This is a genomic window from Achromobacter sp. UMC46 (assembly GCF_014170335.1).
Lineage (GTDB): Bacteria > Pseudomonadota > Gammaproteobacteria > Burkholderiales > Burkholderiaceae_B > Achromobacter.
In genome coordinates, this window is sequence record NZ_LZZS01000014.1 from 192,811 (window position 1) to 219,494 (window position 26,684).

The 26,684-nt window shown below is 65.0% G+C and carries 22 protein-coding genes, 3 rRNA genes and 1 other RNA gene; 3 read left to right on the forward strand and 23 right to left on the reverse strand.

Going from position 1 to position 26,684, the window contains the following annotated elements; genetic code table 11:
• Positions 1 to 62 precede the first annotated feature (62 nt).
• The 16 genes from lpxC to rnpB all read right to left on the reverse strand — a co-directional run bounded on the left by lpxC (position 63) and on the right by rnpB (position 19,145).
• A complete protein-coding gene (gene lpxC, locus A9973_RS14150) occupies positions 63 to 986 on the reverse strand; it encodes a UDP-3-O-acyl-N-acetylglucosamine deacetylase (RefSeq protein WP_183014385.1) in 924 nt (307 codons plus the stop codon).
• 239 nt (positions 987 to 1,225) lie between these two features.
• On the reverse strand, positions 1,226 to 2,410 hold the full coding sequence (ftsZ, locus tag A9973_RS14155) for a cell division protein FtsZ (RefSeq protein WP_035213763.1): 1,185 nt from the start codon (positions 2,408 to 2,410) through the stop codon (positions 1,226 to 1,228).
• A 187-nt stretch (positions 2,411 to 2,597) separates the two neighbouring features.
• Entirely contained in the window at positions 2,598 to 3,824 is a 1,227-nt protein-coding gene (gene ftsA / locus A9973_RS14160; protein ID WP_006217473.1) for a cell division protein FtsA, read from the reverse strand.
• A gap of 4 nt (positions 3,825 to 3,828) precedes the next feature.
• A complete protein-coding gene (locus A9973_RS14165; protein WP_183014386.1) occupies positions 3,829 to 4,653 on the reverse strand; it encodes a cell division protein FtsQ/DivIB in 825 nt (274 codons plus the stop codon).
• Between the two features lie 12 nt (positions 4,654 to 4,665).
• Positions 4,666 to 5,616 carry a D-alanine--D-alanine ligase gene (locus A9973_RS14170; RefSeq protein WP_183014387.1) on the reverse strand — a complete coding sequence of 317 codons (951 nt, stop codon included), beginning with the start codon at positions 5,614 to 5,616 and terminating at the stop codon, positions 4,666 to 4,668.
• Positions 5,613 to 7,019, reverse strand: coding sequence for a UDP-N-acetylmuramate--L-alanine ligase (gene murC, locus A9973_RS14175; protein WP_183014388.1), 1,407 nt, complete (start codon positions 7,017 to 7,019; stop codon positions 5,613 to 5,615). Before murC ends, A9973_RS14170 begins: the two co-directional genes overlap by 4 nt.
• Positions 7,016 to 8,092: an undecaprenyldiphospho-muramoylpentapeptide beta-N-acetylglucosaminyltransferase gene (gene murG, locus A9973_RS14180; protein WP_183014389.1), complete on the reverse strand. Its 1,077-nt coding sequence runs from the start codon at positions 8,090 to 8,092 to the stop codon at positions 7,016 to 7,018. The genes murC and murG overlap by 4 nt, the downstream gene beginning before the upstream one ends.
• Positions 8,089 to 9,282 carry a putative lipid II flippase FtsW gene (ftsW, locus tag A9973_RS14185; protein ID WP_175177523.1) on the reverse strand — a complete coding sequence of 398 codons (1,194 nt, stop codon included), beginning with the start codon at positions 9,280 to 9,282 and terminating at the stop codon, positions 8,089 to 8,091. The genes murG and ftsW overlap by 4 nt, the downstream gene beginning before the upstream one ends.
• On the reverse strand, positions 9,279 to 10,811 hold the full coding sequence (gene murD, locus A9973_RS14190) for a UDP-N-acetylmuramoyl-L-alanine--D-glutamate ligase (RefSeq protein WP_183014390.1): 1,533 nt from the start codon (positions 10,809 to 10,811) through the stop codon (positions 9,279 to 9,281). Before murD ends, ftsW begins: the two co-directional genes overlap by 4 nt.
• Positions 10,808 to 11,977, reverse strand: a complete 1,170-nt coding sequence (gene mraY / locus A9973_RS14195) for a phospho-N-acetylmuramoyl-pentapeptide-transferase (RefSeq protein WP_105555524.1) — start codon at positions 11,975 to 11,977, stop codon at positions 10,808 to 10,810. The genes murD and mraY overlap by 4 nt, the downstream gene beginning before the upstream one ends.
• On the reverse strand, positions 11,967 to 14,825 hold the full coding sequence (gene murF / locus A9973_RS14200; RefSeq protein ID WP_183014391.1) for a bifunctional UDP-N-acetylmuramoyl-L-alanyl-D-glutamate--2,6-diaminopimelate ligase MurE/UDP-N-acetylmuramoyl-tripeptide--D-alanyl-D-alanine ligase MurF: 2,859 nt from the start codon (positions 14,823 to 14,825) through the stop codon (positions 11,967 to 11,969). The genes mraY and murF overlap by 11 nt, the downstream gene beginning before the upstream one ends.
• A complete protein-coding gene (locus A9973_RS14205; protein ID WP_183014392.1) occupies positions 14,822 to 16,552 on the reverse strand; it encodes a penicillin-binding protein 2 in 1,731 nt (576 codons plus the stop codon). The genes murF and A9973_RS14205 overlap by 4 nt, the downstream gene beginning before the upstream one ends.
• Entirely contained in the window at positions 16,549 to 16,839 is a 291-nt protein-coding gene (gene ftsL, locus A9973_RS14210) for a cell division protein FtsL (RefSeq protein ID WP_169273345.1), read from the reverse strand. The genes A9973_RS14205 and ftsL overlap by 4 nt, the downstream gene beginning before the upstream one ends.
• Complete coding sequence (gene rsmH, locus A9973_RS14215; RefSeq protein ID WP_183014393.1) at positions 16,839 to 17,936, reverse strand: 16S rRNA (cytosine(1402)-N(4))-methyltransferase RsmH; 1,098 nt, start codon at positions 17,934 to 17,936, stop codon at positions 16,839 to 16,841. The genes ftsL and rsmH overlap by 1 nt, the downstream gene beginning before the upstream one ends.
• 7 nt (positions 17,937 to 17,943) lie before the next feature.
• Complete coding sequence (gene mraZ, locus A9973_RS14220; RefSeq protein WP_057287234.1) at positions 17,944 to 18,372, reverse strand: division/cell wall cluster transcriptional repressor MraZ; 429 nt, start codon at positions 18,370 to 18,372, stop codon at positions 17,944 to 17,946.
• Between the two features lie 368 nt (positions 18,373 to 18,740).
• Positions 18,741 to 19,145, reverse strand: an RNA gene (rnpB, locus tag A9973_RS14225) — RNase P RNA component class A.
• 143 nt (positions 19,146 to 19,288) lie between these two features.
• On the opposite strand from rnpB, the gene A9973_RS14230 reads away from it, so the two are divergent.
• Complete coding sequence (locus tag A9973_RS14230; RefSeq protein ID WP_183014394.1) at positions 19,289 to 21,115, forward strand: ATP-binding cassette domain-containing protein; 1,827 nt, start codon at positions 19,289 to 19,291, stop codon at positions 21,113 to 21,115.
• A gap of 107 nt (positions 21,116 to 21,222) precedes the next feature.
• Here A9973_RS14230 and pyrC read toward each other — a convergent pair whose 3' ends face one another.
• On the reverse strand, positions 21,223 to 22,302 hold the full coding sequence (gene pyrC / locus A9973_RS14235) for a dihydroorotase (protein WP_183014405.1): 1,080 nt from the start codon (positions 22,300 to 22,302) through the stop codon (positions 21,223 to 21,225).
• Positions 22,298 to 23,491: a M20 aminoacylase family protein gene (locus A9973_RS14240; protein WP_183014395.1), complete on the reverse strand. Its 1,194-nt coding sequence runs from the start codon at positions 23,489 to 23,491 to the stop codon at positions 22,298 to 22,300. Before A9973_RS14240 ends, pyrC begins: the two co-directional genes overlap by 5 nt.
• A 147-nt stretch (positions 23,492 to 23,638) precedes the next feature.
• Between A9973_RS14240 and A9973_RS14245 the strand changes: the two genes are divergently transcribed.
• A complete protein-coding gene (locus tag A9973_RS14245) occupies positions 23,639 to 23,917 on the forward strand; it encodes an SWIB/MDM2 domain-containing protein (RefSeq protein WP_006217453.1) in 279 nt (92 codons plus the stop codon).
• A 181-nt stretch (positions 23,918 to 24,098) separates the two neighbouring features.
• Here the strand turns inward: A9973_RS14245 and A9973_RS14250 are convergent, their stop codons facing one another.
• Entirely contained in the window at positions 24,099 to 24,740 is a 642-nt protein-coding gene (locus A9973_RS14250; protein WP_255469152.1) for a LysR substrate-binding domain-containing protein, read from the reverse strand.
• A 90-nt stretch (positions 24,741 to 24,830) separates the two neighbouring features.
• Between A9973_RS14250 and A9973_RS14255 the strand changes: the two genes are divergently transcribed.
• Entirely contained in the window at positions 24,831 to 25,154 is a 324-nt protein-coding gene (locus A9973_RS14255) for a hypothetical protein (RefSeq protein ID WP_255469153.1), read from the forward strand.
• Positions 25,155 to 25,225: 71 nt separating this feature from the next.
• Here the strand turns inward: A9973_RS14255 and A9973_RS14260 are convergent, their stop codons facing one another.
• From A9973_RS14260 to A9973_RS14275, 4 genes are all read right to left on the reverse strand, one after another.
• Complete coding sequence (locus tag A9973_RS14260; protein WP_183014398.1) at positions 25,226 to 25,591, reverse strand: hypothetical protein; 366 nt, start codon at positions 25,589 to 25,591, stop codon at positions 25,226 to 25,228.
• Positions 25,592 to 25,821: 230 nt separating this feature from the next.
• Positions 25,822 to 25,934 (reverse strand): 5S ribosomal RNA (gene rrf / locus A9973_RS14265).
• 206 nt (positions 25,935 to 26,140) lie between these two features.
• Positions 26,141 to 26,253: ribosomal RNA gene (gene rrf / locus A9973_RS14270) — 5S ribosomal RNA — on the reverse strand.
• Between the two features lie 201 nt (positions 26,254 to 26,454).
• Positions 26,455 to 26,684, reverse strand: a 23S ribosomal RNA gene (locus A9973_RS14275); the annotation flags it as partial.

A 26,684-nucleotide genomic window follows, 5' to 3' on the forward strand; every position in this document is an offset into this window, starting at 1 on the left:
AAGCAGGAACCTGAAGCGATCGGGGACGGGCCCCGGTATTCAGGTTCCGGGAAAGCCTGGCGTCAGGCCAGCTTCCACTCGTGGCGAAACGCCTGCGGCGCCTCTTCCTGCGATTCATAGGTGACCAGTTCCCAGGCGTCTTGCTGAGCAAGCAGCGCGCGGGCCAGCTGATTGTTCAGGCCGTGGCCCGACTTGCACGCCACATAGCGCGCCACCAGGGGCTTGCCCAACAGATACAGGTCGCCGATGGCGTCCAGGATCTTGTGCTTCACGAATTCATCGTCGTAACGCAGCCCGTCGCTGTTCAGCACGCGGTACTCGTCCATGACGATGGCGTTGTCCAGGCTGCCGCCACGGGCCAGGCCCATCGAACGCAAGGCTTCCACTTCGTTCACGAACCCGAAGGTGCGCGCACGGGCGATTTCGCGCACGTACGAATGCGTGGCGAAATCGATCTCGGCGAAATTGGCCGTGGAGTCGATGGCGGGATGGCGGAAGTCGATCGAGAACGCCAGCGCGTAGCCCTCATGGGGTTCCAGGCGGGCCCATTTCTCGTTGCGGCCTTCGCCTTCGCGCACTTCCACCGTCTTTTTGACGCGGATGAATTGCTTGGGCGCGTTCTGCTCGACGATGCCCGCCGAGCGCAACAGATAAACGAACGTTGCCGCACTGCCGTCCATGATGGGGACTTCTTCGGCAGTGAGGTCGATATGCAGGTTGTCGATACCCAGGCCGGCAAGCGCCGACATGAGGTGCTCCACCGTGGAGACGCGGACATTGCCCTGTTGCAGGACGGACGCCATGCGCGTATCGCCCACGCCAGTAGCTTGCGCGGGCAAGTCAACGACCTGCGGCAGGTCCACGCGGTGGAAAACGATGCCAGTATTGGGTTGCGCCGGACGCAGGGTGAGTTCTACCCGCCGTCCGGAGTGGACGCCGACGCCTGTCGTGCGGACTAGATTCTGAATGCTGCGCTGTCGGAACATGAGACTTGGGTGTTAGAGCCAGGAAGCCGGCACGAAGAGAACAGATTGCCGGCGTAACTGACGTATTGTAACGCTGTCCGACCCTTGACGCCATCCGGCGCGCGGGATCGACCGATACCTCCGTCCCTTATTGGAACCGTGCAAGGGAAACACGGACCGCTCCGCCTCCGGCTTGCCCGCGGGGACAGGCAAGCCGGAGATGAGGGAGTGCGCTTAGAGCCTGTGACCGGCTCTCTGGTTCAATCCGCCTGCTTGCGCAGGAATGCCGGGATGTCGAAATGATCCATGCCCGAGCTTTCCAGCGCACGCACCTGGGCAGACGCCTGGCTGCGCGGATTGCGCATGACCGACGGCATGTCCAGATTGCGGTAATCGCCACCTTGGCCGGCCGGCATCGTGCCCATGGGCATGTTGTCGGTACCGGTGCGGAGCACTTCAGCGGTGTTCTGAACCAGTTGCGGACGCGCTTGCGCACGGCCCAGGCCAGTTGCCACCACGGTCACGCGCAGGTTTTCACCCATCGTCTCGTCGTAGGCGGTGCCGAAGATCACGGTCGCGTCGTCCGAAGCGTAGCTGCGGATCGTTTCCATGATTTCGCGCGTTTCGCGCATCTTCAGCGAGCGGCTGGCGGTGATGTTGACCAGCACGCCGCGAGCGCCGTTCAGGTCCACGCCTTCCAGCAGCGGGCAAGCGATGGCGTGCTCGGCGGCGACGCGTGCGCGGTCAGCGCCCGATGCCGATGCCGTGCCCATCATGGCCTGGCCTTGCTCGCCCATGATCGTCTTGACGTCTTCGAAGTCGACGTTGACGTTGCCTTCGACATTGATGATTTCGGCGATGCCCGCGCACGCGTTGTGCAGGATATCGTCGGCCGAACGGAAGCAGTCTTCCTGCGTCGCGTCCTCGTCCATCAACTCATACAGGTTCTCGTTGAGCACCACGATGAGCGAATGCACGTGCTTGGCCAATTCCGAGATACCGTCCTCGGCCATCTTCAGGCGCTTGTTGCCTTCGAAGGTGAAGGGCTTGGTGACCACGCCTACGGTCAGGATGCCCAGTTCCTTCGCCACTTCGGCCACGACCGGACCTGCGCCGGTGCCGGTGCCACCGCCCATGCCGGCGGTGATGAAGACCATGTGCGCGCCGTTCAGCGCAGCACGGATCTCCTCGCGCGCGGTTTCAGCCGACGCGCGTCCCTGCTCGGGCTTGGCGCCCGCGCCCAGGCCGGTACGGCCCAGACGAATCTGCACCGGGGCATTGGTTGCCGCCAGCGCTTGCGCATCGGTGTTGGCGCAGATGAAATCCACGCCGTGCACGCCGTTGCGAATCATGTGCGCGACGGCATTGCCGCCCGCACCGCCCACACCAACGACCTTGATTACGGTCCCTTTGGTGTTGTTCTCAAGCATCTCAAAGTTCATCATGATGACTCCCTCACAAGTCCGATTTTGCAAATCACAAAAATTCCCCAACAGCCTATCTTTTGTGAATCGCCTCAAAGCCGACGCCGACTACATAGGTCCGCCACGGGTTTGAGACGCCTCCTCTTTCTGGTGTTCCCCGCAATACCGCCACGGATCGCACCAAGGAGCAGGCCCCAACCTGCACCCTTTAATTCATAAACCATTCCTTCATGCGCGCCAGCAGGCTTTTGAAATTGCCCGTCTGCGCCGCGACCTTGCGGCCGCGCACGCGTTGCATGCGCGCTTCCTGCAGCAAGCCCATCACCGTCGAGAAGCGCGGATTGCGCATCACGTCGGCCAGGCTGCCTTCGTACTCGGGTACCGCCACGCGCACCGGCTTCAGGAACACGTCCTCGGCCAGTTCGATCATGCCGGGCAACTGCGCCGACCCGCCGGTCAGGACCACGCCCGAGGCCAGCAAGTCTTCGTAGCCGGAATCGCGCACGACCTGCTGCACTAGCGTGAACAGTTCTTCCACGCGCGGCTCGATCACGGCGCCCAGCGCCTGGCGCTTGACCTGGCGCGGACCGCGGTCGCCCAGGCCCGGCACTTCCACGGACTCGTCCGGGCTGGCCAGCACCTGCTTGGCCACGCCGTAGCGCAGCTTGATCTCTTCGGCGTCCGGCGTCGGCGTGCGCAACATGGCCGCGATGTCGTTGGTGATCTGGTCGCCGGCGATCGGCAGCACGGCGGTGTGGCGGATCGCCCCGCCGGTGAAGATGGCGACATCGGTCGTGCCGCCGCCGATGTCGACCAGCACGACGCCCAGTTCCTTCTCGTCGGCGGTCAGCACGGCCAGGCTGGAGGCCAGGGGCTGCAGGATCAGGTCCTGCACTTCCAGGCCGCAGCGGCGCACGCACTTGACGATGTTCTGCGCGGCGCTGACCGCGCCCGTCACGATGTGCACGCGCACTTCCAGGCGCAGGCCGCTCATGCCGATGGGCTCGCGGATGTCTTCCTGGCCGTCGACGATGAATTCCTGGGTCAGCACGTGCAGCACCTGCTGGTCCGTCGGGATGTTCACCGCCTTGGCGGTCTCGATGACGCGGGCAACGTCGGTGGCGGTGACTTCCTTGTCCTTCACAGCGACCATGCCGCTGGAGTTGAAGCTGCGGATATGGCTGCCGGCAATGCCGGTGTAGACGTCGCGAATCTTGCAATCTGCCATCAGCTCGGCTTCTTCAAGCGCGCGCTGAATGGAATTCACAGTGGTCTCGATGTTGACGACCACGCCCTTGCGCATGCCGCGCGATTCGTGCTGGCCGAGGCCGAGCACTTCGAATCGCCCTTCGGGCAAAATTTCAGCCACCACAGCCACCACCTTGCTGGTGCCGATATCGAGGGCGACGATAAGGTCCTTGATGTCACGGGTCATGGCGTTAGCGTTTCTTGGGAGGTTTCGGTATGGATTTGGATTTGGCTTCCGACGCGGGCAACGGAGCCAGCGCCAGGGCGAAACCATTGGGATAGCGCAAGTCGGCCTGCGTGATGGTGCGCCCTTCCAGGCGCCCCGACACGGCGGGCCAAGCCTGCACAAAGCGTTGAATGCGAGCCGCGAACGGCAGCGCGCCGGGCAAACCATGCGGGTCCGGCGCATCGGCGCCCGGATCGCGGCCCAGGTCCAGCATCATGCCGTTGGACAGCACCACGCGCCAGGCATAGCGCGGGCTCAGTTCCAACTGTTTGACATGCATGTCCAGCGGCGCGAACCAGCGCGCCAATTCTGCGTAGCGCTGCACGACCAGCGGTTCCGTGCCCTCGGGCCCGGAGAACTGCGGCAGCACCGTTTCGTCGTCCACCTCGCCCGTGTTCGCCGTGAACGCTTCGCCCCAGGTGTTGATCATCTGGTTCTCGTTCCACAGCGCCAGCGGCTGCTGTTCCTCGATCCGGACGCGCAGCACATTGGGCCAGATCCGGCGCACGGTGGCATGGCGCACCCACGGCACCGATTCGAAGATCTCGCGCGCGTCGTCCAGGTCCACCGTGAAGAAGTTGCCCTTGAAGCGGCCGGCGATCGCCGCCCTCACCGCCCCCGGCGACACATAGTGCAGCTCGGTGTCCGGCATCGACTCCAGCTCGATGGCCGACAGCGTGAAGAACGGGCGCTGCGCAACCCACACCACGCCCGCCAGGAGCATGGCGCAAACCGCCAGCACGGCTAGCGTGTTGGCGATCAGGTTGGTAGTGCGAGCGTCGTTCCACACGGATTATCCAGGTCAAGCGTTACGGGAGGCTTCGCGCACTTTGCACGAGGCCTCGGACAGAATCGCCACGCACAGTTCGGCGTAGCTGATCCCCACGGCCTTCGCGGCCATGGGCACCAGGGAATGGCTGGTCATGCCAGGCGAAGTATTCATTTCAAGCAGCCACGGGCGGTTGTCGCGGTCCAGCATGAAGTCGGCGCGACCCCAGCCTTCGCAACCCAGCGCCCGATACGCCTTGACGGCGATCGCGGAGACTTCTTCAGCCACTTCCGGCGGCAACGTGGCCGGGCAGAAGTACTGCGTGTCGTCCGAGAAATACTTGTGTTCGTAGTCGTAATTGCCGCCGGGCGCCGCGATCTCGATCACGGGCAGCGCGCGCGCGGCCTTGCCGGAACCCAGCACGGCCACCGTCAGCTCGCGGCCGGTGATGAACTGCTCGGCCAGCACTTCGCTGTCGAAACGGGCGGCCGCGGCGTAGGCGTCCTTCATGTCCGAATAGCCCACGACTTTGGTGATGCCGACGGTCGAGCCTTCATGCGGCGGCTTGATGATCAGCGGCAGGCTCAGGCGGTCGGGCACCAGGCGCAATTCCGTGTCGGCATCCAGCACTTCGAATTCAGGCGTGGGCAGGCCATGCTGCAACCACAAGCGCTTGGTCATGGTCTTGTCCATGGCCAGCGCCGAGGCCATCGGGCCGCTGCCGGTATAGGGAATGCCCAGCAGTTCCAGGGCGCCCTGGATCGTGCCGTCTTCGCCATAGCGGCCATGCAGGGCGATGAACACGCGGTCGAACCCTTCGGCGGCAAGCTCTGCCAGGCTGCGTTCGCCCGTGTCGAACAGGTGCGCGTCCACGCCGGCGCTTGCCAGCGCCTGCTGCACGCCTTTGCCAGACATCAGCGACACTTCGCGTTCGGCGGAACGACCGCCGTACAGAACACCCACTTTGCCGAATTGCGTGCTCATGCCAGTTCTCCTACTTGGGCGGGGACTTTGCTGATGGACCCCGCGCCCATCACAATCACCACGTCGCCGTCGCGCACGAAGTCCACCACCGCCTGGGGCAGTTCAGCCACGTCTTCGACGAAAACCGGTTCGACCTTGCCGGCTACGCGCAAGGCGCGCGACAGGGCGCGGCCGTCGGCCGCCACCAGGGGCGGTTCGCCGGCGGCATAGACCTCGGTCAACAGCACGGCGTCGGCCGTGCCCAGCACGCGCACGAAATCTTCAAAGCAATCCCGGGTCCGCGTGTAGCGGTGCGGCTGGAACGCCAGCACGATGCGGCGGTCGGGCCATGCGCCGCGCGCCGCCGCCAGGGTGGCTGCCATTTCGACCGGGTGATGGCCGTAGTCGTCGATGACCGTGAACGTGCCGCCGCCATGGCTGGCCGGCACGGGAAATTCGCCCGTCTGCGTGAAGCGGCGGCCCACGCCCTTGAACGCGGCCAGCGCGTCGCAAATCGCGTCGTCGGCCACGCCCAGTTCGGTCGCCACGGCAATCGCGGCCAGCGCGTTGCGCACGTTGTGCAGGCCGGGCAGGTTCAGCTCGACCTGCAGCGGCGGCAGCAGCGTGTCGCGGTGCGTGCGCTGCACGTTAAAGCGCATGCGCGTGCCTTCCGGCCGCACTTCATAGGCGCGCACCTGCGCGTCTTCATTCAAACCGTATGTCGTGATGGGACGCGACACGAAAGGCATGATCTCGCGCACGTTGGCGTCGTCTGAGCACAGCACGGCGCTGCCGTAGAACGGCAGGCGCTGCGTGAATTCGATGAACGCGCTCTTCAGGCGCGCCACATCGTGCCCGTAGGTGTCCATGTGGTCGGCGTCGATGTTGGTCACGATGGCCATCACCGGCAGCAGGTTCAGGAACGACGCGTCGGACTCGTCGGCCTCGACCACGATGTAATCGCCCTGCCCCAGCCGCGCGTTGGCGCCGGCCGAATTCAGGCGGCCGCCGATCACGAAAGTAGGGTCCAGGTCGCCGGCGGCGAGCACGCTGGCCACCAGGCTGGTCGTCGTGGTCTTGCCGTGCGTGCCGGCCACCGCGATGCCGCGCTTCAGACGCATCAGCTCGGCCAGCATGATGGCGCGCGGCACCACCGGGATGCGCGACGCGCGGGCCGCGATCACTTCGGGGTTGTCGCCCGCGACAGCGGTGGACGTCACGATGGCGCCCGCGCCCGTGACATTGCTGGCCACATGGCCGATCGCGATGTTCACGCCCAGGCTTGCCAGGCGGCGCGTCACGGCCGACTCGTTCAAGTCGGACCCGCTGATCGTGTAGCCCAGGTTGAGCAGCACTTCGGCAATGCCGCTCATGCCCGAGCCGCCGATGCCTACGAAATGGATATGTTGAATTCTGTGTTTCATGATGAACGCCCCGCTGCTTGTTCACAGACGTCGGCGATATGGGCTGCCGCTTCCGGGTGCGCATGCGCGCGGGCCCGGATGGCGACGGCTTCGAGTTCTTGTCGGGTGCGCTGGGCGAGCCAGTCCGCCAGCCACTCGGGCGTCAAGGCGGTCTGCGGCTGCAGCCAAGCGGCCTCCGCGTCGCTCAAAAAGCGCGCGTTGGCGGTTTGATGGTCATCGATGGCGTGCGGGAACGGCACGAACAGGGCGGCGACGCCCGCCGCGGCCACTTCGGACACCGTCATGGCGCCCGCGCGGCAGATCAGCAGATCCGCGTCGCCCATGGCGCCCGCCATGTCATCGATGAACGCGCGGCAATCGGCCTGCACGCCCGCCTGGGCGTAGGCCTGCTGCAGCGCGGGCAAATGTTGTTCGCCTGCCTGATGGACGACCATCGGCCGGCTGTCTTGCGGCAGGCGCGCCAGCGCCTGCGGCACCGTCGTGTTCAGCGCTTGGGCGCCCAGGCTGCCGCCCACGACCAGCACGCGCAGCGGGCCCGTGCGGCCGGCATAGCGCACGGCCGGGTCCGGCAGTTCGCACAGGTCCGCGCGCACCGGGTTGCCCATGGCTTCGCCCTTGGGCAGCACGCCGGGGAATCCGCTCAGCACGCGGCGCGACATCTTGGCCAGGCACTTGTTCGCAGTGCCCGCCACGGCATTTTGTTCATGCACGACCAGCGGCGTGCCGCGCAGCGCGGCGATCACGCCGCCCGGGAAGGCCACGTAGCCGCCCATGCCCAGCACCACGTCGGGCCGCACGTCCGACAGGCGCGACCACGCTTGGGCAAAGGCGCGCAACAGCAGGAATGGCAGCTTCAGCAAGGCGGACGCGCCCTTGCCGCGCACGCCCTGGAAGCGCAACGGCACCAGTTCGATACCGCGCGGCGGCACGAGCTTGCCTTCCATTTTGTCGGGGTTGCCCAGCCACAGCACGCGCCAGCCGCGTTCGCGCAGCACATCGGCCACAGCCAGGCCGGGCATGATGTGCCCGCCGGTGCCGCCGGCCATGATCAGGATGGTGCGGGCCGCGGTCATACCCGCCCCCCGCGCATCATGACCCGGTTTTCCACGTCCACCCGGATCAGCATGGCCAGGGCGCACAGGTTCATCACCACGCCCGAACCGCCGTAGCTCATCAGCGGCAGGGTCAGGCCCTTGGTGGGCAGCAGCCCCAGGCACACGCCCATGTTGATGAAGGACTGCACGCCGAACCACATGGCCACGCCGTGCGCGACCAGGCCCGCAAACGTGCGTTCCATGGCGATGGCCTGGCGGCCGATGTCGAAACCGCGGTAGACGATGATGGCGAATAGCGTGATCACCAGCATGACGCCGGCAAAGCCCAGCTCTTCGCCCACCACCGCCATCAGGAAGTCGGTGTGCGCTTCGGGCAGGTAATGCAGTTTTTCCACGCTGGCACCCAGACCCACGCCCAGCCATTCGCCGCGGCCCAGCGCGATCAGCGAGTGCGACAGCTGATAGGCGCTGCCGTAGGCGTTGTCTTCGTTCCAGGGATCCAGGTAGGCGAACAGTCGTGCGCGGCGCCACGGCGACAGCCAGATCAGCATCAGGAAGGTGCTGACCAGCACGGCCAAGAGGCTGCTGAAGTATTTGCCGTTGATGCCGCCCAGGAACAGGATGCCGATGGCGATCGCGACGATCACCATGAAGGCGCCCAGATCGGGCTCCAACAGCAGCAGCATGCCCACGCCAGCCAGCGCGAACGCCATCGGCAGGAAGCCGCGGGCGAACGCCTGCATGTGTTCCTGCTTGCGCACGGTGTAGTCGGCGGCGTAGAGCAGCGCGGCCAGCTTCATCAGTTCGGAAGGCTGGAAGTTCAGCGGACCCAGCGGAATCCAGCGGTGGGCGCCGTTGACCTCGCGGCCGATGCCCGGGATCAGCACCGCGACCAGCAGGATCATCGCCACCACGAACAGCGGCACGGCCATGCGTTGCCAGACGCGGATCGGGATCGCCAGCACCACCGCGCCGGCAAGCAGCCCGGCGCTGACGAACAGGCCGTGGCGGATCACGAAGTAGTAGCGGCCATAGGAGGCATAGCGCGGACCGTCGGCCAGCGCAATCGACGCCGAATACACCATCAGCAAGCCAAGCAGCAACAACGTCGACGCCGCGATGACCAGCGGCAGATCGAAGTTGCGCATCTTGGTACGGCCGGGCCGTACGGCATTGACGCTGGCGGTGAGGTCGGCGATCAGGCTCATGCCACCTCTCCACGGTCGCGGGCCAGGTCTTCGACCTCTTCCACGAACACCTGCCCGCGATGCGGGTAGTTGCGGAACATGTCCAGGCTGGCGCAGGCGGGCGACAGCAGCACGGCGTCTCCGGGCTGCGCCAGTTCCGCCGCGCCGCGCACGGCGTCATGCAGCGAATCGACGGTGACGCAAGTGACGCCGGTCGGGGCCAGCACGCGGCCGATCTCGGGCCCGTCCAGGCCGATCAGCATCACGGCGCGCGCATGGCGCGACACCACCGGGATCAACGGCGAGAAATCCTGCCCCTTGCCCTGGCCGCCCGCGATCAGCACCACGGGTTGCCCCAGGCCTTCCAGCGCGGCGACGGTCGCGCCCACGTTGGTGCCCTTGCTGTCGTTGATGTAGTCGACGCCACCGATCTGGCGCACGAAGGCCGCGCGATGGGGTTCGCCGGAGTACTCGCGCAGCGCCCGCAGCATGGCGCCCCAGCCCAGGTCGAGGCAGCGCGCCAGCTGCAACGCGGCCAGCGCGTTCAAGGCATTGTGGATGCCGCGGATGCGCAAGGCGTCCACCGGCATCAGGCGGCTCATGCGGCCGTTGGCGCGCACCGGTTCCGGCGCGTCCTTCTTCTTGCGCACGGGCGGCGCAGGTTCATCGAAATCGCTGGGTTCGGCCGCCACCAGCCAGGACACGCCCTGACCGAGTTCCAGGCCCATGTCGCCCACCAGCTCCGGCATGTCGCGGCCGAAGCTGCGCACGTTCAACGCGTTCACGGTCTGCACCATGCGCACGGTCAGCGGGTCGTCGCGGTTGACGATGGCGATGCGCGACATCTTCAGCAGGCGCGCCTTGGCCGCCGCATACGCGTCCATGCCACCATGCCAGTCCAGATGGTCTTGCGTGACGTTCAGCACGACGGCTGCATCCGCCATCAGCGAACGGGTCGTCTCCAGTTGGAAGCTGGACAGTTCCAGCACCCAGACCTGCGGCAGCGCGTCGTTGTCCAGCGCGTCGATCAGCGCCGTCAGGGCGGCGGGGCTGATATTGCCGGCCGCCACGACCGACAGGCCGCTAGCCTCGATCAAGTCGCGCGTCAGCGCGGTCACGGTGGTCTTGCCATTGGTGCCCGTCACCGCCAGCAGGCGCGGACGGTACTCGCGCGTGTCGGCCAGGTCGGCCAGCGCACGTGCGAACAATTCGATTTCGCCGACGACTTCGATGCCGCGGGCCTCGGCTTCGCGCAGCAGATCGCCGGCGGGCGCCTGGGCCGGCGCCAGGCCGGGGCTCAGCACGACTTGATCCACGCCATCCAGCAGTGCCGTGTCGAACGACGCGTCGCAACCCAGGCGGTATTCCACGTCGCTCTGCGCCAGCGCCTCGCGCAGCGCGGCCAATCCACCCGGCTCGGCGCGCGTGTCGGCCACACGCAAGCGGGCGCCCAGGCGGGCGCACCAGCGTGCGGCGGCGACACCCGTCTCGCCCAATCCGAGGATCAGGACGAGCGGCGCGTCAGCGCGGGAGGTTTCCATCGTATTCATCGCAACTTCAGGGTAGAGAGACCAATCAGCACCAGCATCATGCTGATGATCCAGAAACGCACGACCACCTGGGTTTCCTTCCAGCCGCCCACTTCAAAGTGATGATGCAACGGCGCCATGCGGAATATGCGTCGACCTGTTCCATAACGTCGCTTCGTGTACTTGAACCAGGTCACCTGGATCATCACCGACAGCGTTTCCACCACGAACACGCCGCCCATGATGAACAGCACGATCTCCTGGCGCACGATGACCGCGATGGTGCCCAGCGCGCCGCCCAGCGCCAGCGCGCCGACGTCGCCCATGAACACCTGGGCCGGATACGCGTTGAACCATAAAAATGCCAGGCCCGCGCCCCCGATCGCCGCGCACAGCACCATCAATTCAGAGGCGCCGGGGATATACGGGAACAGCAGGTACTTCGAATAGTCCACGCGGCCGACCACGTAGGCGAAGATGCCCAGCGCGCTGCCCACCATCACGGTCGGCATGATCGCCAGGCCGTCCAGGCCGTCGGTCAGGTTCACGGCGTTGCTGGTGCCCACGATCACGGCCCAGGTCAGCGCCACGAAGCCCAGCACGCCCAGCGGATAGCTCACCGATTTGAAGAACGGCACGATCAAGTCGGCGCGCGTCGGCAACGCCATCGTGAAGCCGCTGCCGACCCAGGCCTTGAACAACGGCCACAGTTCGGTGTTGGCGGGGGCCGACACGGCGAATGCCAGGTACACCGCGGCGATCATGCCGATGGTGGCCTGCCAGAAGAACTTCTGGCGCGCGGGCATGCCTTCCGGATCGCGATAGACGACCTTGCGGTAATCGTCCCGCCAGCCGATCCAGCCGAAACCGAACGTCACCAGCAGCACCACCCACACGAAGCGGTTGGTCCAGTCCGCCCACAGCAAGGTGCTGATGGCGATGGAGATCAGGATCAGCACGCCGCCCATCGTAGGGGTACCGGTCTTGACCAGATGCGTTTCCGGACCGTACGAACGCACGGCCTGGCCGATCTTCATTTCGGTCAACTTGCGAATCACACGCGGACCGGCGACGAGACCGATCAGCAACGCCGTCGCGCACGCCAGCACGGCGCGCAAGGTGATGTACTCGAACACGCCCAACGCGCGCACATCATCGGAAAGCAGACGGGCGATCTCAAGCAGCATGGTGCTCTCCCTGCCCCTTGGCCGCCTGTCCGTCATTCAAAGAAAAAGCCGTCACTACCCGCTCCATGCGCATAAAGCGCGATCCCTTTACCAATACGCAGGACGCGCGCAAACCGCGCAAGGCGGCAACCACTTCGTCTACCGATGCGCAGGCGTGCGCGCCAGTTCCGAATGCGGCCGCGGCCGCCCGGCTGGCTTCGCCCAGCGTGACCAGCGCGTCAAGCCCATGCTCGCGCGCGTAGATGCCCGCCTCGGCATGCAAGGCGGGACCGTTGTCCCCGATTTCACCCATGTCGCCCAACACCAGGACGCGCTTGCCGGCCATGCGGCCCAGCACGTCGATGGCGACACGAACCGAATCGGGGTTGGCATTGTAGGTGTCATCAATGAGCAACGTTCCGTCACCCATTTGCTTGTGCTGCATGCGGCCCGCAACGGGGACAAATCCCGCCAGGGCGCGCACCGCGCCGTCCAGCGGCACGCCCGCCGCGATGGCGCTGGCGATCGCGGCCAACGCATTGCGCAGGTTGTGCAGACCGGGCACCGGCAGGGACAGATCCGCCGTTCCGACCGGCGTCACGACGCGGCAGCGCGTGGCGCTCACGTCGGCAAGAATATTTTCCGCATAGACGTCCAGACCGGGCTGCAGGCCAAAGCGCAGCACGCGGCGCGGTTCGGCCAGCGCGTCCCAGATCGCGCAGTACGGTTCGTCCCCCGGGTACACGGCAATGCCGTCGTCCGGCAGGGCCGCGATCGCGGCGCCGTTTTCGCGCGCCACCGCTTCCACGGTATGCATGAATTCCTGGTGTTCGCGCTGCGCGTTCGTCACCAGCGTGACCGTCGGCGCGGCCATGGCGGCCAGCTGCGCGATTTCGCCCGGATGATTCATGCCCAGCTCGAAAACGGCCGCGCGATGTTCGGGGCGCAGGCGCAGCAGCGTCAGCGGCACGCCGATATCGTTGTTCAGATTGCCGGCGGTGGCCAAGCGACCTGCCTCGCCCCGCCACTCGGCCAGCATGGCCGAAATCATTTCCTTGGTCGTGGTCTTGCCGTTGCTGCCCGTCACCGCCACCACGGGCAGCGAGAACTGCGAACGCCATGCCGCGCCGATGCGCATCAGCGCCAGGCGGGTGTCGCCCAGCACCAGTTGCGGCAGCTTGGCGTCGCCGACGGCATGCGCCACGACCGCCGCGCAGGCGCCACGGCCTTCGGCCTGGTCCAGATAGTTGTGCGCGTCGAAGTTTTCACCGACCAGCGCCACGAACAATTCGCCCGTGCCGATACGGCGGGTGTCGGTGGACACGCCCTTGACCTGCGGCAGCAGCAACGCCAGGCGCGCCCATTCGCGGTCGTCGAAGGGCAGCTTTTCGCCCCCGATGTCCTGATAGGTTTCGTGCCCCTTGCCTGCCAACAGCACCACGTCTTCGGGCAAGGCGGCCCAGATCGTCTGCATGATGGCGCGTGCGCGGTCGACCTGGACATCGGCCTGCGCCGCTTCCGGGATGCCGGCCAGAATCTGTTGGACGATCGCTTCCGGCGATTCGGTGCGCGGATTGTCGCTGGACACCACCACGTGGTCGGCCAGTTCCGCCGCGATGCGGCCCATTTCCGGGCGCTTGCCCGGATCGCGCTCGCCGCCGCAGCCGAACAGGCAGATCAGGCGGCCCGAGCGGGCAACCGCCACGGCGCGCAATGCGGTCAACGCGCGCGACAGCGCATCCGGCGTGTGCGCGTAGTCCACCACCACCAGCGGGCCGCGGCCCGTGTGGGCTTGAGTCGTGACCGGCACCGTTTCCACGGTCTGCAGCCGGCCGTCCACCGGATCCGTCGCGGCCAGTTCGCGTGCGATCTGCGCGAACGGCAGGCCCAGCTTGTACAGCACGCCCGCCACCAGCAGCAGGTTCGACACGTTGTGCGCGCCCAGCAGGCGCGTCACGATCTGGGCTTCGCCATGCGGCGACACCAGCGTGAAGATCTGGCCTTGGGACGTGGCCTGAAGATCGCGCGCGCGCATCGCGGCGGGGATCTCGGGCGCATCGCTCAGGCTGTAGCCCATCGCGCCCGTGCCGGCGGGCAGGCTTGCGATCAGCCGGCGTCCGGCCGCGTCGTCGGCGTTGACGATAGCGGCGGTCAGGCCCGGCCAGCGGAACAGGCGGGCCTTGGCGGCCTCGTAGTGTTCCATCGTGCCGTGGTAATCAAGATGGTCGCGCGTCAGGTTCGTGAAGGCGGCCAGCGCAATGCGCACACCGTCCAGACGGCCCTGCTCGATGCCGATCGACGACGCTTCCATCGCCACGGCCTTCGCGCCGGCGTCGCGCATCGCGGCCAGCGTGCGGTGCACGGTCAGGACGTCGGGCGTCGTCAGGTCGCCGCCCAGCGTGCGGCCGTCGGGCAGCACGGCGCCCAAGGTGCCGAGGGTGCCGCAAGGCTTGTCGTTGCGGCTCAGCGCATGCGCGATCCATTGCACCGACGAGGTCTTGCCGTTGGTGCCCGTCACCGCCACCACCGCCAACGCGGCGGACGGACGGCCGTACCAGGTGTCGGCCAGCTCGCCCAGCAGGGCGCGCAGTCCGGTTACCGGCAACATCGGCGTGTCGGCTCCGGCGGCCTGGACGGCTTCGCTGGCCGGCGCTTCGTACAGCACCGCGCTGGCGCCCAGCGCCAGCGCCTTATCTATATAGAGACGTCCGTCGCTGGACAGGCCCGGGCAGGCGACAAACACATCGCCCGGCTCGATATCGCGCGAATCCAGCTTGAGGTGCGCCGTCAACGAGACGCGCGCATGCAACCACGCCACGATTTCAGCAACCGTGGCGACAGGGGAAGAGAGGAAGCCTTTGGCGCTCATCTGCCTGGCTCCTTGAGACCAGCAACAATCGTGGATTCAAAAGGCGCGTCCGGGCGCACCCCCATCAGCCTCAGGCTCCCCCCCACGATATGGGAGAACACGGGCGCGGCGATCGCGCCGCCGTAATAACCGCCGACCGTCGGTTCGTCGATGGACACGGCCACCACGATCTTCGGGTCCGACACCGGAGCGAAGCCCACGTACGAGCTCCGATAACGCTGCATGCTGTACTTGCCGTCGACGATCTTGCGCGCGGTGCCGCTCTTGCCGGCCACGCGGTAACCCTGCACCTGGGCGGCTTTCGTGCCTTCGGGGCCGGCGGCGGCCTCAAGCATCGCGCGCACCATGGCGGTGGTCTTCGGCGTATAGATCTTGACGCTGGTGGGGTCGCTGTCGCGCTTGACCAGCGTCAGCGACACCATGTCGCCGTTGCGGGCGAAGACGGTATAGGCGCGCGCCACCTGCAGCAGCGACACGGACAAGCCGTAGCCGTAGGCCATCGTCGCCTTTTCGATCAGGCGCCAGCGGTCCCACGGACGCAGACGGCCCGGCGCCGCACCGGGAAATCCCACCTGGGGCGCCTGGCCCAGGCCCAGCTCGGTGAAGCGGTCCCACATCTCGCGGGAATCCAGCTTCTCGGAGATCATGGTCATGCCGATATTGCTGGACTTGCGCAGCACGCCGGCCACGTCCAGCGTGCCGTTGCGGCTCACGTCGCTGATCGTGCTGCCCTGGTAGGTGAAGCGGCCGTTGCCGGTTTCAAACAGCGTCGACGTCGTGATGCGGCCCAGGTCCAGCGCCAGCGCGGCGGTGAACGGCTTCATGATCGAGCCCGGCTCGAAGGTATCGGTGATCGCCTGGTTGCGCAGTTTGGACCCGTGAAAGCTTTCGCGCTTGTTCGGATCGAAAGTCGGCACGTTGGCCAGCGCCAGAATCTCGCCCGTCTGCACGTCCACGACCACGGCGGTAGCGCCCTTGGCCTGGTGCTTGTCCATGGCGTCCTTCAATTCCTTGAACACCAGGTACTGCAAGCGGGTATCGATGGACAGGCGCAAGTCGCGGCCGTCTACCGGCAACGTCACCGCCTGCACGTCTTCGATGACCCGGCCCAGCCGGTCCTTGATGACGCGGCGGCTGCCCGGGCGGCCCGACAACTGCTGGTTGAACGTCAGCTCGACGCCTTCCTGGCCCTGGTCTTCGACGCTATTGAAGCCCACCACGTGGGCCATCACATCACCGTCCGGGTAGTAGCGGCGGGTCTCGGGCTGCTGATGCACGCCCGCCATGCCCAACTGCTTGATCTTGTCGGCCACGTCCATCGAGACCTGGCGCTTCAGGTAGACGAAGTTCTTGTCTTCGTCGACCAGGCGGTGGCGCAGATCGGCCACCGGCACTTCCAGCAGCTTGGCCAGCGCATCCATCTGCGCGGGCGTGCCCTGCTTGGCGTCTTCGGGAATGGCCCAGATGGCGCGCGCCGGCACACTGGAGGCCAGCACCGCGCCGTTGCGGTCCATGATCTTGCCGCGCGTGGCCGCCAGGGTCAGCGTGCGTTCGTAGCGGCGTTCGCCCTGCTGCTGCAGGAACTCCGTCGACAGCCCTTGCAGGAACAGCGCGCGGCCCGCCAGCACCGTGAACCCGCCGAACAGCAGGATCAGCACCAGACGCGCGCGCCAGGTGGGCAGTTGCCCACGCAGCACGGGGTTGTCGAAGAAGGGAACGCGTTTCATTGCGCGCCTCCGGGCGTGGAGACGGGCGCCTGATTCAGGTACAGCGTGCGGTCCGGAACGATGGGAATCATCTTCAGTCCGTCGCGCGCAATCACATCGACCCGCGCGTTGCGGGCGAGTTCGGCGCGGTCAAGCTGCAGCCGGCGCCAGTTGGTTTCCAGGTCGCGTTCCTGGGCCTGATCACGTCCCAGCTCAACAAAGAGCTGGCGCGACTGATACCGGCTGGTGACCAGGGAAATGGCCGACAGCATCAGTAACGCCGCAATGATCAGGTTGACACGACCCATTAGCGCCGCCCCCCCTTGCCGCCGCGGCGAGGCGGCGGGGCCAGGTCGCTGCCGGGCAGCGAGCCGATCTTCACGAACGCGAAGCCGCCCTCGGCGGGCAGCGGCGTTTCGGTGCGTTCGGCAACGCGCAGGACAGCGGAGCGGGCGCGGGCATTGGCCGAGACCTCATCGTCTTCAGCCTGGACACGGCCCAGGGAACGCAGGACGGGTTGGGGCATTTCACTTTCGCGCAGGGGCAGGCGCGCATGCGCGGCAGCCGGCCGAGCCGCCGCCACGATGCACTGCTTGACCATGCGGTCTTCAAGCGAATGAAAGCTGATCACCGCCAACCTCCCCCCCGGGGCAAGCAGGTCTAGAGCTGCCGCGAGGGTGCGCGCGAGCTCTTCGAGTTCCCGATTGATGTAAATCCGTAAAGCTTGAAAGGTGCGTGTGGCCGGATGCTGCCCCTTTTCGCGCGTGCGGACGGCGCTGGCGACGCACTCGGCAAGCTCGAGCGTGGTGCGCAGCGGCCTTGTTGCGCGGCGAGCAGCAATCGCCTTTGCAACCTGAAAAGCAAACCGTTCTTCGCCATAATCCGCTATGACCTCCCGCATCTCATCCACACTGGCTTGCGCCAGCCAATCCGCCACCGTGGGACCACGAGTGGTGTCCATCCGCATATCGAGCGGGCCGTCTCGCATGAACGAGAAACCGCGCTCGGCATCGTCAATCTGAGGCGACGAAACGCCCAGATCCAGCATCACGCCATCGACCTTGCCGATGCCGAGCTGCTCCAATTCTTCGGCCATGGTGGCAAAGCCGCCATGCACCACTGTGACCCGGGGGTCCGCCGCCGCCAACGCATGGGCTACCGCGATCGCCTCGGGGTCCTTGTCGAACACCACCAGACGCGCGTCTTTGCCCAAGCGCCCGAGCAGTTCGCGACTGTGCCCGCCGCGGCCGAAAGTGCCGTCGACAAACACGCCGCGTTCCGCACGCGTAGCCGTATCCGGCTCGGTCTGCGTGTGCGACCGTGTCGCGCCCTTGCCGCCGAAGTCGGGCAGCAAGAGTGCGTCCACCGTCGGCTCCAGCAGAACGGGCCGATGTTCGAATTCCATAGATTTTTCAGAACGAAAACTGATTCAACACATCCGGCATACCCTTGGCCAGGTCCTCAGCCTCGCGGCTGGCCAGGGTAGCGGCGTCCCACAGCTCGAAGTGCGCGCCCAGACCGAGCAGCATCACATCGCGCGTCATACCGGAAGCGTTGCGCAGTTCAGGAGCGATCAGGACCCGGCCGGAGCCATCCAGTTCCACGTCCTGAGCGTTGCCCAGCAACAGCCGCTGCAACGCACGAGCCGTCATGGGAAAGGCGGCGATCTGCTCGCGCTTCTTTTCCCACTCCGGCCGCGGGTACACCAGCAAGCAGCCGTCGGGGTGGCGGGTCAGGGTCAGCCGGCCATCGGCCTGCGACACGAGCGCGTCACGATGCCGGGTCGGAATCGAGATCCGTCCCTTGGCATCCAGCGTGAGCGCGCTGCTTCCCTGAAACACCACTTTTACCCCACTTAATTGCACAATTTCCTACTATTTCCCACTCTACGGTATGGCACAGGGGCGGTCAAGCGCGTGGTTGCAATTTTTTCAATCACAACAAGGACTTAGATCAATATGTAAAACCGCAAAAAGAAAAACCCCCTAATAAATCAGGAGGTTGCGGCACACTCTACAAGTCCTTCTTCAGAAGTAGCGCCTAAGGATGACTTTGCATTGTTTTACGAAGGGCCGTATCGCCCGTTCTGGCGAGGCTTCCCGCCCGGCGCACGGCCCGCGGCCATCAAAAAAATGGCGCGGCCGGTTCTGCCGGTCACGAACCCGCGCGACCAGGCGCGGGGCCTGGTCAACTCGATGGTGTGAATTCGATGCAAGACGGGTCTATAGGCCGGATTCTGTACACCAGGTTTCCCTGGCGGACGATCATTCCTCTACGCGGATCATTGCTGAGCCGCTCTAGCCACCTACCCGCATGCTTGGACGGAGCCGCCCTTCGCGACCCGAGGGCCGCACGCATGCCTATTTGATGTTGCTCCGGGTAGAGGTTGCCGCGTTTCACCCTGCGATGCCGCCTTTCGTTGCCGAATGGCGCGATACGGAGATGGCCGTACCTGTGCGTGCAAGCACGCCCGCTTCGCAGTCTCGTCTCTGTGGCCCTATTCCTCAACCGCGCCCGAAGACGCGACCGGACGGCCGTTAGCCGTTACCCTGCCCTATGGAGTCCGGACCTTCCTCGATGGATTCGCATCCACCGCGATCGTCCAACCCGCCTTGCGGTCCGTATTCTATTACAGGTCACGGCTCCGTCCCCGAAGCCCGCCTTGGCCGGACGCGCCGGCCGGCTGCAAACGAGCTTGCAGGGTTCCTGCGACAATACGCCCTGATCCGCTTAGACGCCGCAAAAAATACCCGATACATGGCCCTCGCTACTCTCATCACTCTTACCGACATCCAGCTGGCCTATGGCCACCATCCGCTGCTGGACCACGCCGACTTCGCCATCCAGGCCGGCGAGCGCATCGGCCTCATCGGCCGCAACGGCGCCGGCAAGTCGTCGCTGCTGAGGTTGCTCGACGGCAGGACGCTGCCCGACGACGGCGACATCGCCCGCACCTCGGGCCTGCGCGTCGCCACGGTCGAACAGGAACCCGAACTGGACGAAAACGCCACCGTGTTCGATGTCGTCTGCAACGTGGAAGGCGACCATGAAGACTGGCAGCGCCCCTCGCGCGTGCGCGCCATACTGGAAAAGCTGGGCTTGCCCGCCGATGTGCAGATCGCCGGCCTGTCCGGCGGCACCCGCAAGCGCGTCGCGCTGGCGCGCGCCCTCGTCGAAGAGCCCGACCTGCTGCTGCTGGACGAGCCCACCAACCATCTCGACTTCGACGGCATCGCCTGGCTGGAAGAGATGCTGCGCAGTTGGCGTGGCGCCGCGGTCATCATCACCCACGATCGCCGCTTCCTGGACGCCGTCACCACCCGCATCGTCGAACTCGACCGCGGCCGCCTGCTCAGCTTCCCGGGCAATTTCTCGCAATGGCAGGAGCGCAAAGCCCAGTGGCTGGAGTCCGAACGCCTGGAACAGGCCCGCTTCGACAAGCTGCTGGCCCAAGAGGAGGTCTGGATCCGCAAGGGCGTCGAAGCCCGCCGCACCCGTAACGAAGGCCGGGTCCGCCGCCTGGAGAGCCTGCGCGTGCAGCGCGCTGAACGCCGCGAACGCATCGGCGACGTCTCGCTGGCGCTGGCGGAAGGCCAGCGTTCCGGCAAGCTCGTGGCCGAACTCGAACATGTCGGCAAGACGTTCGGCGACAAGATCGTGGTGGACGACTACTCCACCACGATCCTGCGCGGCGACCGCATCGGCATCATCGGCCCCAATGGCGCCGGCAAGACCACGCTGCTCAAGCTGATCCTGGGCGAAATGCAGCCCGACACCGGCTCCACCCGCCTGGGCACCAACGTGGCGGTCGCGTACTTCGACCAGATGCGCGCGCAGCTGGACGAAAACGCTACGCTCGTCGACATCATCAGCCCGGGCAGCGAATGGGTCGAAATCGGCGGCACCCGCAAGCATGTCATGACGTACCTGGGCGACTTCCTGTTCTCGCCCGCCCGCGCCGGCTCCCCCGTGCGCAGCCTGTCCGGCGGCGAACGCGCCCGCCTGTTGCTGGCACGCCTGTTCGCCCGCCCCGCCAACGTGCTGGTGCTGGACGAACCCACCAACGACCTGGACATCGAAACGCTGGAATTGCTGGAAGAGCTGCTTCAGGAATATGCCGGCACCGTGCTGCTCGTCAGCCATGACCGCGCGTTCCTGAACAACGTCGTCACCCAGACCATCGCCTACGAAGGCGACGGCCGCTGGCGCGACTACGTCGGCGGCTACGACGAATGGGTCGCGCAGCGGCCCGCCCAATCCGCGCCGGCCGCCGATGCGGACGCCGCCGCCAAGCCCCTGGACGAAAGCGCCGCCCGCGCCAAGGTCGCCAAGCCCAAACCGGCCAAGGCCACCAAGATGAACGCGTGGGATCTGCGCGAACTCGAAGGCTTGCCCGACGCCATCGCCGCCCTGGAAGCGCAGCAGGCCGAACTGGCCGGAAAGCTGGCGGACGGCAGCCTGTACCGCGACGCCCCGGCCGAAGTCGACCGCATCAACGGCGAACTCGCCAAACTTGAAAGCGAACTCGAAGAGCGGTTCGCCCGCTGGGAGTTGCTGGAAGCGCGCCGCGATGGCACGCTCTGACAGCGCGCTCTATATCTATATAGAGCACACTCGTCCTGCTGCAAAAAAACGGGGGAACGGCGCTAAGCCGCTCCCCCCGTTTTTCATGGCCGACGCACGCCGGCGGCTCAGACCTTGGCGCGCCAAGCGAGGGATTCGCCAGCCGCCAGCGGCACCAGCGTGGTGTTGCCGAACGCCAGCTCTTCCGGCACCTGGTACGTCTCGCGCAGCAGCGTCAGCGTACCGGTGTTGCGCGGCAGGCCGTAGAAATCCGGGCCATGGAAGCTGGCGAAACCCTCCAGCTTGTCCAGCTTGCCCACGGCATCAAACGCCGTCGCGTACAGCTCCATCGCATGCAGCGCCGTGTAGCAGCCGGCACAGCCGCACGCGTGCTCCTTCAAGCCGCGCGCATGCGGAGCGCTGTCTGTGCCCAGGAAGAAGCGCGGGCTGCCGCTGGTGGCCGCCTCGACCAGCGCCAGACGATGCGTCTCGCGCTTCAAGATCGGCAGGCAATACAGATGCGGGCGCACGCCGCCCTGGAAGATCGCATTGCGGTTGTACAGCATGTGCTGCGGCGTGATCGTCGCGGCGATCGGCCCTTCGGCGTCGCGCACATACTCCGCCCCTTCCTTCGTCGTGATGTGCTCGAACACCACCTTCAAGGCCGGAAACGCGCGGCGCAGCGGCTTCATGACGCGTTCCACGAAAATCGCTTCGCGGTCGAACACATCGATCGCCGGGTCGGTCACTTCGCCGTGCACCAGCAACGGCATGCCGCATTTTTCCAGTGCTTCCAGCGCCTTGGCGCACTTGCCGAGCAAATCGGTGACACCCGCGTCGGAGTTGGTCGTCGCGCCTGCCGGGTACAGCTTCACAGCATAGACCTGGCCCGACTCATGCGCGCGGAAGATCTCTTCCGCCGAGGTGTTGTCGGTTAGATAAAGCGTCATCAGCGGGGTGAAGGCGTCCGGGTTCCCGCCGGCATTGCCGAGCGCCTCCAGGATGCGACCGCGATAAGCCAGGGCCTGCTCGGTCGTCGTCACCGGCGGCTTCAGGTTCGGCATGATGATGGCGCGCGCGAACTGGCGTGCGGTATCCGCCACCACGGCCTCCAGCGCCGCGCCATCGCGCAGGTGCAGGTGCCAGTCGTCGGGGCGGGTGATGGTGAGCTGATTCGTGTTTGAAGTAGACATGGAAGGCTTCTTAATCTGCCAGCGGCATGCCCCGTTCGGCCAGCGCGCAGAACATCGCGCTACCCAGGGGAATGACGGCATCGTTGAAATCAAAATGCGAGTTATGCAGCACGCAGCCCGACTCGGCGCCGCCTTGCCCCAGACGGAAATACGCCCCGGGCTTGCTCTGCAACATGAAGGAGAAATCTTCGGAACCCATCGACGGTACCAGATCGCGCACCACGTTTTCCTTGCCGATCATCTCGGTCGCGATGTCGGCCACCAGGTTGGCGTGTTGCGGCGTGTTCAAGGTCGCAGGATAGATGCGTTCGTAAATCAGCTCGGCGGACCCGCCGAACGCGCCGGCGATCGCAGTGACCAGTTCGCGCATGCGTGTCTCGACCATTTCCTGGACCGACTTGCGGAACGTGCGTACCGTGCCCACCAACCTGGCTTCGCGCGGAATCACGCTCATTGCGCCAGGGTGCCCGGCCTGCATGGACCCGATCGACACCACGGCGGAATCCAGCGGGTTCACGTTGCGCGACACGATGGTCTGCAACGCCGTGATGATCTGCCCCGCGATCGTCACCGGATCAATCGTCTGATAAGGGTGTGCGCCGTGGCCGCCGCGGCCCGTGATCTGAATCTCGAAGCGGTCGGCCGCCGCCATCATCGGCCCCGGGTTGATGCCGATCGTGCCGGGCCGCAGGCCAGGCCAGTTGTGCAAGGCATAGATCGCATCGCACGGGAACGTGTCGAACAAGCCGTCTTCCAACATGGCGCGAGCGCCGCCGCGCCCCTCTTCGGCCGGCTGAAAAATCAGCACGGCCGTGCCGTCGAAATTGCGCGTCTGCGCCAGATACTTCGCCGCGCCGATCAACACCGCCGTGTGCCCGTCATGGCCGCAGCCGTGCATCAGGCCCGGCTTGGTGGACTTGTAGCCGAAGTCGTTATCTTCGGTCATGGGCAGGGCGTCCATGTCGGCACGCAGTCCGATCATGCGCCCGCTGTCGCAGCGTTTGCCGCGGATCACGCCCACCACGCCGGTCTTGCCAATGCCGCGATGCACCTCAATGCCCAGCGCCTCAAGCGCGCCGGCCACGATCCCCGAGGTGCGGACTTCCTCGAAGCCCAACTCGGGATGCGCATGCAAATCGCGCCGCAGCGCCGTCAATTCGTCATGAAACAGGCGAATTGATTCCAAAGGAGATCGTGCGTACATAGGAGGTTACAGAATGACGTGGTAGGGGGGACAGTCTGTGCATTTTAGTTGCTACAGAGGATAAATGCCTTTGTCTTTACGAGAGAGACACGTTATGCTCCGGCCGCAGGACAATTTTTCCAACAGCCAGAGAAGGAGCGCCGCATTATGGCCACAACCTCCAAACCCGCGACCGCGCGCAAGCCGAACGCTGCATTCATGAAGCCCCTGACCCCCAGCGCCGAGTTGGCCGCTGTCATCGGCTCGGAAGCCGTGCCGCGTACCGAGGTCACCAAGAAGATCTGGGAATACATCAAGAAGCACAACCTGCAAGATGCCAGCAACAAGCGCAACATCAACGCCGATGCCAAGCTGCGTCCGATCTTTGGCAAAGATCAGGTCACGATGTTCGAACTGACCAAACTGGTCAACGCACATCTGAAGTAAGCAGGCAAAGGGCGTACCTCGTACGTCCCTGCCTCTTCGATTGTCGCGACGCCCTGGCTCTCCGCCGGGCTAGCACGCCCTCTCCGCGCAAGCTCCATTTCACGCGCGGCAGCCTGCTCCACATTCGGTGGACATGGCCTCTCCCCTTAGCAGTCTCCTGTCGATCCCATTGGGCTGATCGCTAGCCTTGGCGCGCCTCTTCGAGCAACCAGCTCCGAAATGCGGCAACCTCCGGACGTTGCGCGGACGACCTCGCGTACACGATCCAATAGCTGTAATCGTTCGGTAATGTGTGATCAAACAGCCGCACCAGGCGCCCCGTCCGCAGATCATTCGCCGCCAGCATCAAGCGCCCCAACGCAACGCCCTGCCCGTCGATCGCAGCCTGCAGCACCAACGCCGCGTCGTTGAAGACACCCCCCTGCGACAGGTCCAACATCACCTCCGCATGCTGGCACCACTGCTGCCAAGCCATGCGAGGCTGGTCGTGCAATAGCGGCACATGTTTGAGGTCTTCCGGCCGCGTCAAGGCCGGCGGCCCGACCGCCAACGCAGGGCTGCATACCGGGCTCAAGAACTCCCTCGAAATCAGATCCGCTTTCACGCCAGGCCAGCGGCCCAATCCCGAACGGATCCCGATGTCGAATGTATCGTCGCCGCTCCAAAGTTGTATGGAACTCGTCACGCGCAGATCCACGTCGGTATGCTTCACGCGAAATGCCGGCAGGCGCGGCAGCAACCAGCGTCGGGCGAATGAGGGCAGCACCGAGATTCGCAATGGCCCCTCGCTTCGACCGCGCACGCGCTCAGTCGCCGCCGCCATCTGATTTATCGAAGGGATGAGAATAGATCGTTTTGCCCGACGCCGGAAGCGCTCTCTACTAGGGCCTCGCCCGCGCACGGAAGCACCGTGATGACGGCGCCAACACATGCAAAGGAATCGATAATGATCGGGTGGGAGAGTTGGGCGATTTTCCTGGGCTATGCCGTACCCATGATCGTCAGCCCTGGGCCAGGCAACACGCTTTTGGCCACGGCCGGCGGACGGTACGGGCTCAGGGGCTCAATGCCGTTCTGGATCGCCTTCGTGATCCTGGGCCTGTTCTGTCATTTCCCATGGATCTATGGCGGCCAGGTCATTCTGGGGCGCTTCAATTCGCCCCAGGCGGTTCGCATCCAAGCCGCGGTTTTCGGCATCTCGATGCTTGCCGTCGCTGCGTACGTGGTTCTGTCCTGACCCGTGACGCATCGCGCATGAAAAAGGCCGGCGAATTCGCCGGCCTCGCATTTGCCCGAGTCGCTGTCAGATCAGGCGTAGGTGGTGGGCGCGGCGCCTTCCAGCAACGCCAGCCAGCCCTTGATCAAGCGGTACAGCACCCACACGACCGTCGCAATCAGGCCAATCCATCCAATAAAGATGTACAGGGCAATACCGCTGATGGCCAACCACAGCATGGCCCACCAGAACGTGCGCAACATCCAGTCGAAATGGGCGGCGTAAACCGTGCCGGCAGCGTCCGAGCGCTTCAGGTACATCAGCACCACGGCAGCTAACGTCGCGATGCCCAGAATTCCACTCGTCAAAAAGCCCAAGGCAAACAAGCCATAAGCCACGTGGGTCAACGTGCGCAGGTCCAACTTCGTACCGGGCACGGGGGTCTGGGTATCACTCACGATAACGCTCCAACGAATTGACTCGGTCAATCTTACCGCACAAAGCCCCACCGCCCACGGGCGTTGTTATTTGTGCACAATCAACATTGGCGCGGCTTGCAGCCTGGTTGACTGTCCTGTGAGGGTGCTTGCCAACGCCCAATCCAGGGCACCCCTGGCGCGTGATTCCCGCAAAGCATCGCACAAAGACAAAGCCCCGCCGGATACCGGCGGGGCTTTGCGGGATAAGAGCTTGACGATGACCTACTTTCACAGACGTCCGTCCACTATCATCGGCGCGAAGGCGTTTCACTGTCCTGTTCGGGATGGGAAGGAGTGGTACCACCTTGCTACGGTCGTCAAGCGTAACTGCTTGAGCGGCTGTCGACTGCATCAGCCGCTCGAATTCTGTTTGCTTCCGGGAAACTTGCCCGGGTGCTACCTGAGTACTGCAATGGATCCGGCTCTACGCTGGTGAAGGCGAATAACGCCGCCATCAGAAACGCATGGGTTCTCACTCTATAAAGACAAAACCCCACAGGATCACCTGTGGGGTTTTGCGGAATAAAAGCCTGACGATGACCTACTTTCACAGACGTCCGTCCACTATCATCGGCGCGAAGGCGTTTCACTGTCCTGTTCGGGATGGGAAGGAGTGGTACCACCTTGCTATGGTCATCAGGCGTAACTTGTTGAGCTGCTGCGTGTGAACGCAACCGCTCCAATCTTGGAAGAAACACAACGTGTGGTGATCAGAGACTAGCTCGATGATCACGCACAGGGGGGTGTAATTGGTGTTGGCTGGCTGCCGACGGTGCAGCCAGATTTTGTATTGAACGACACTTGGAACGCTATATCACCAGGTCAATAACCATCAGTGTTATAGGATCAAGCCTCACGAGCAATTAGTATCGGTTAGCTTAACGCATTACTGCGCTTCCACACCCGACCTATCAACGTCCTGGTCTCGAACGACTCTTTAGGGGGATCAAGTCCCCGGGATACCTAATCTTCAGACGAGTTTCCCGCTTAGATGCCTTCAGCGGTTATCTCTTCCGTACTTAGCTACCCGGCAATGCCATTGGCATGACAACCGGTACACCAGAGGTACGTC

Coding starts and splice junctions, on each gene's coding strand:
- lpxC (WP_183014385.1), bottom strand. CDS start 986: ATGTTCCGACAGCGCAGCATTCAGAATCTAGTCCGCACGACAGGCGTC.
- murF (WP_183014391.1), bottom strand. CDS start 14,825: ATGAGCGCCAAAGGCTTCCTCTCTTCCCCTGTCGCCACGGTTGCTGAA.
- A9973_RS14170 (WP_183014387.1), bottom strand. CDS start 5,616: ATGAGCACGCAATTCGGCAAAGTGGGTGTTCTGTACGGCGGTCGTTCC.
- ftsA (WP_006217473.1), bottom strand. CDS start 3,824: ATGACCCGTGACATCAAGGACCTTATCGTCGCCCTCGATATCGGCACC.
- A9973_RS14250 (WP_255469152.1), bottom strand. CDS start 24,740: ATGGCGGCGGCGACTGAGCGCGTGCGCGGTCGAAGCGAGGGGCCATTG.
- A9973_RS14240 (WP_183014395.1), bottom strand. CDS start 23,491: ATGTACGCACGATCTCCTTTGGAATCAATTCGCCTGTTTCATGACGAA.
- ftsZ (WP_035213763.1), bottom strand. CDS start 2,410: ATGATGAACTTTGAGATGCTTGAGAACAACACCAAAGGGACCGTAATC.
- rsmH (WP_183014393.1), bottom strand. CDS start 17,936: ATGGAATTCGAACATCGGCCCGTTCTGCTGGAGCCGACGGTGGACGCA.
- A9973_RS14230 (WP_183014394.1), top strand. CDS start 19,289: ATGGCCCTCGCTACTCTCATCACTCTTACCGACATCCAGCTGGCCTAT.
- A9973_RS14205 (WP_183014392.1), bottom strand. CDS start 16,552: ATGAAACGCGTTCCCTTCTTCGACAACCCCGTGCTGCGTGGGCAACTG.
- murC (WP_183014388.1), bottom strand. CDS start 7,019: ATGAAACACAGAATTCAACATATCCATTTCGTAGGCATCGGCGGCTCG.
- murD (WP_183014390.1), bottom strand. CDS start 10,811: ATGAATACGATGGAAACCTCCCGCGCTGACGCGCCGCTCGTCCTGATC.
- A9973_RS14245 (WP_006217453.1), top strand. CDS start 23,639: ATGGCCACAACCTCCAAACCCGCGACCGCGCGCAAGCCGAACGCTGCA.
- A9973_RS14255 (WP_255469153.1), top strand. CDS start 24,831: ATGACGGCGCCAACACATGCAAAGGAATCGATAATGATCGGGTGGGAG.
- ftsW (WP_175177523.1), bottom strand. CDS start 9,282: ATGAGCCTGATCGCCGACCTCACCGCCAGCGTCAATGCCGTACGGCCC.
- ftsL (WP_169273345.1), bottom strand. CDS start 16,839: ATGGGTCGTGTCAACCTGATCATTGCGGCGTTACTGATGCTGTCGGCC.
- murG (WP_183014389.1), bottom strand. CDS start 8,092: ATGACCGCGGCCCGCACCATCCTGATCATGGCCGGCGGCACCGGCGGG.
- mraY (WP_105555524.1), bottom strand. CDS start 11,977: ATGCTGCTTGAGATCGCCCGTCTGCTTTCCGATGATGTGCGCGCGTTG.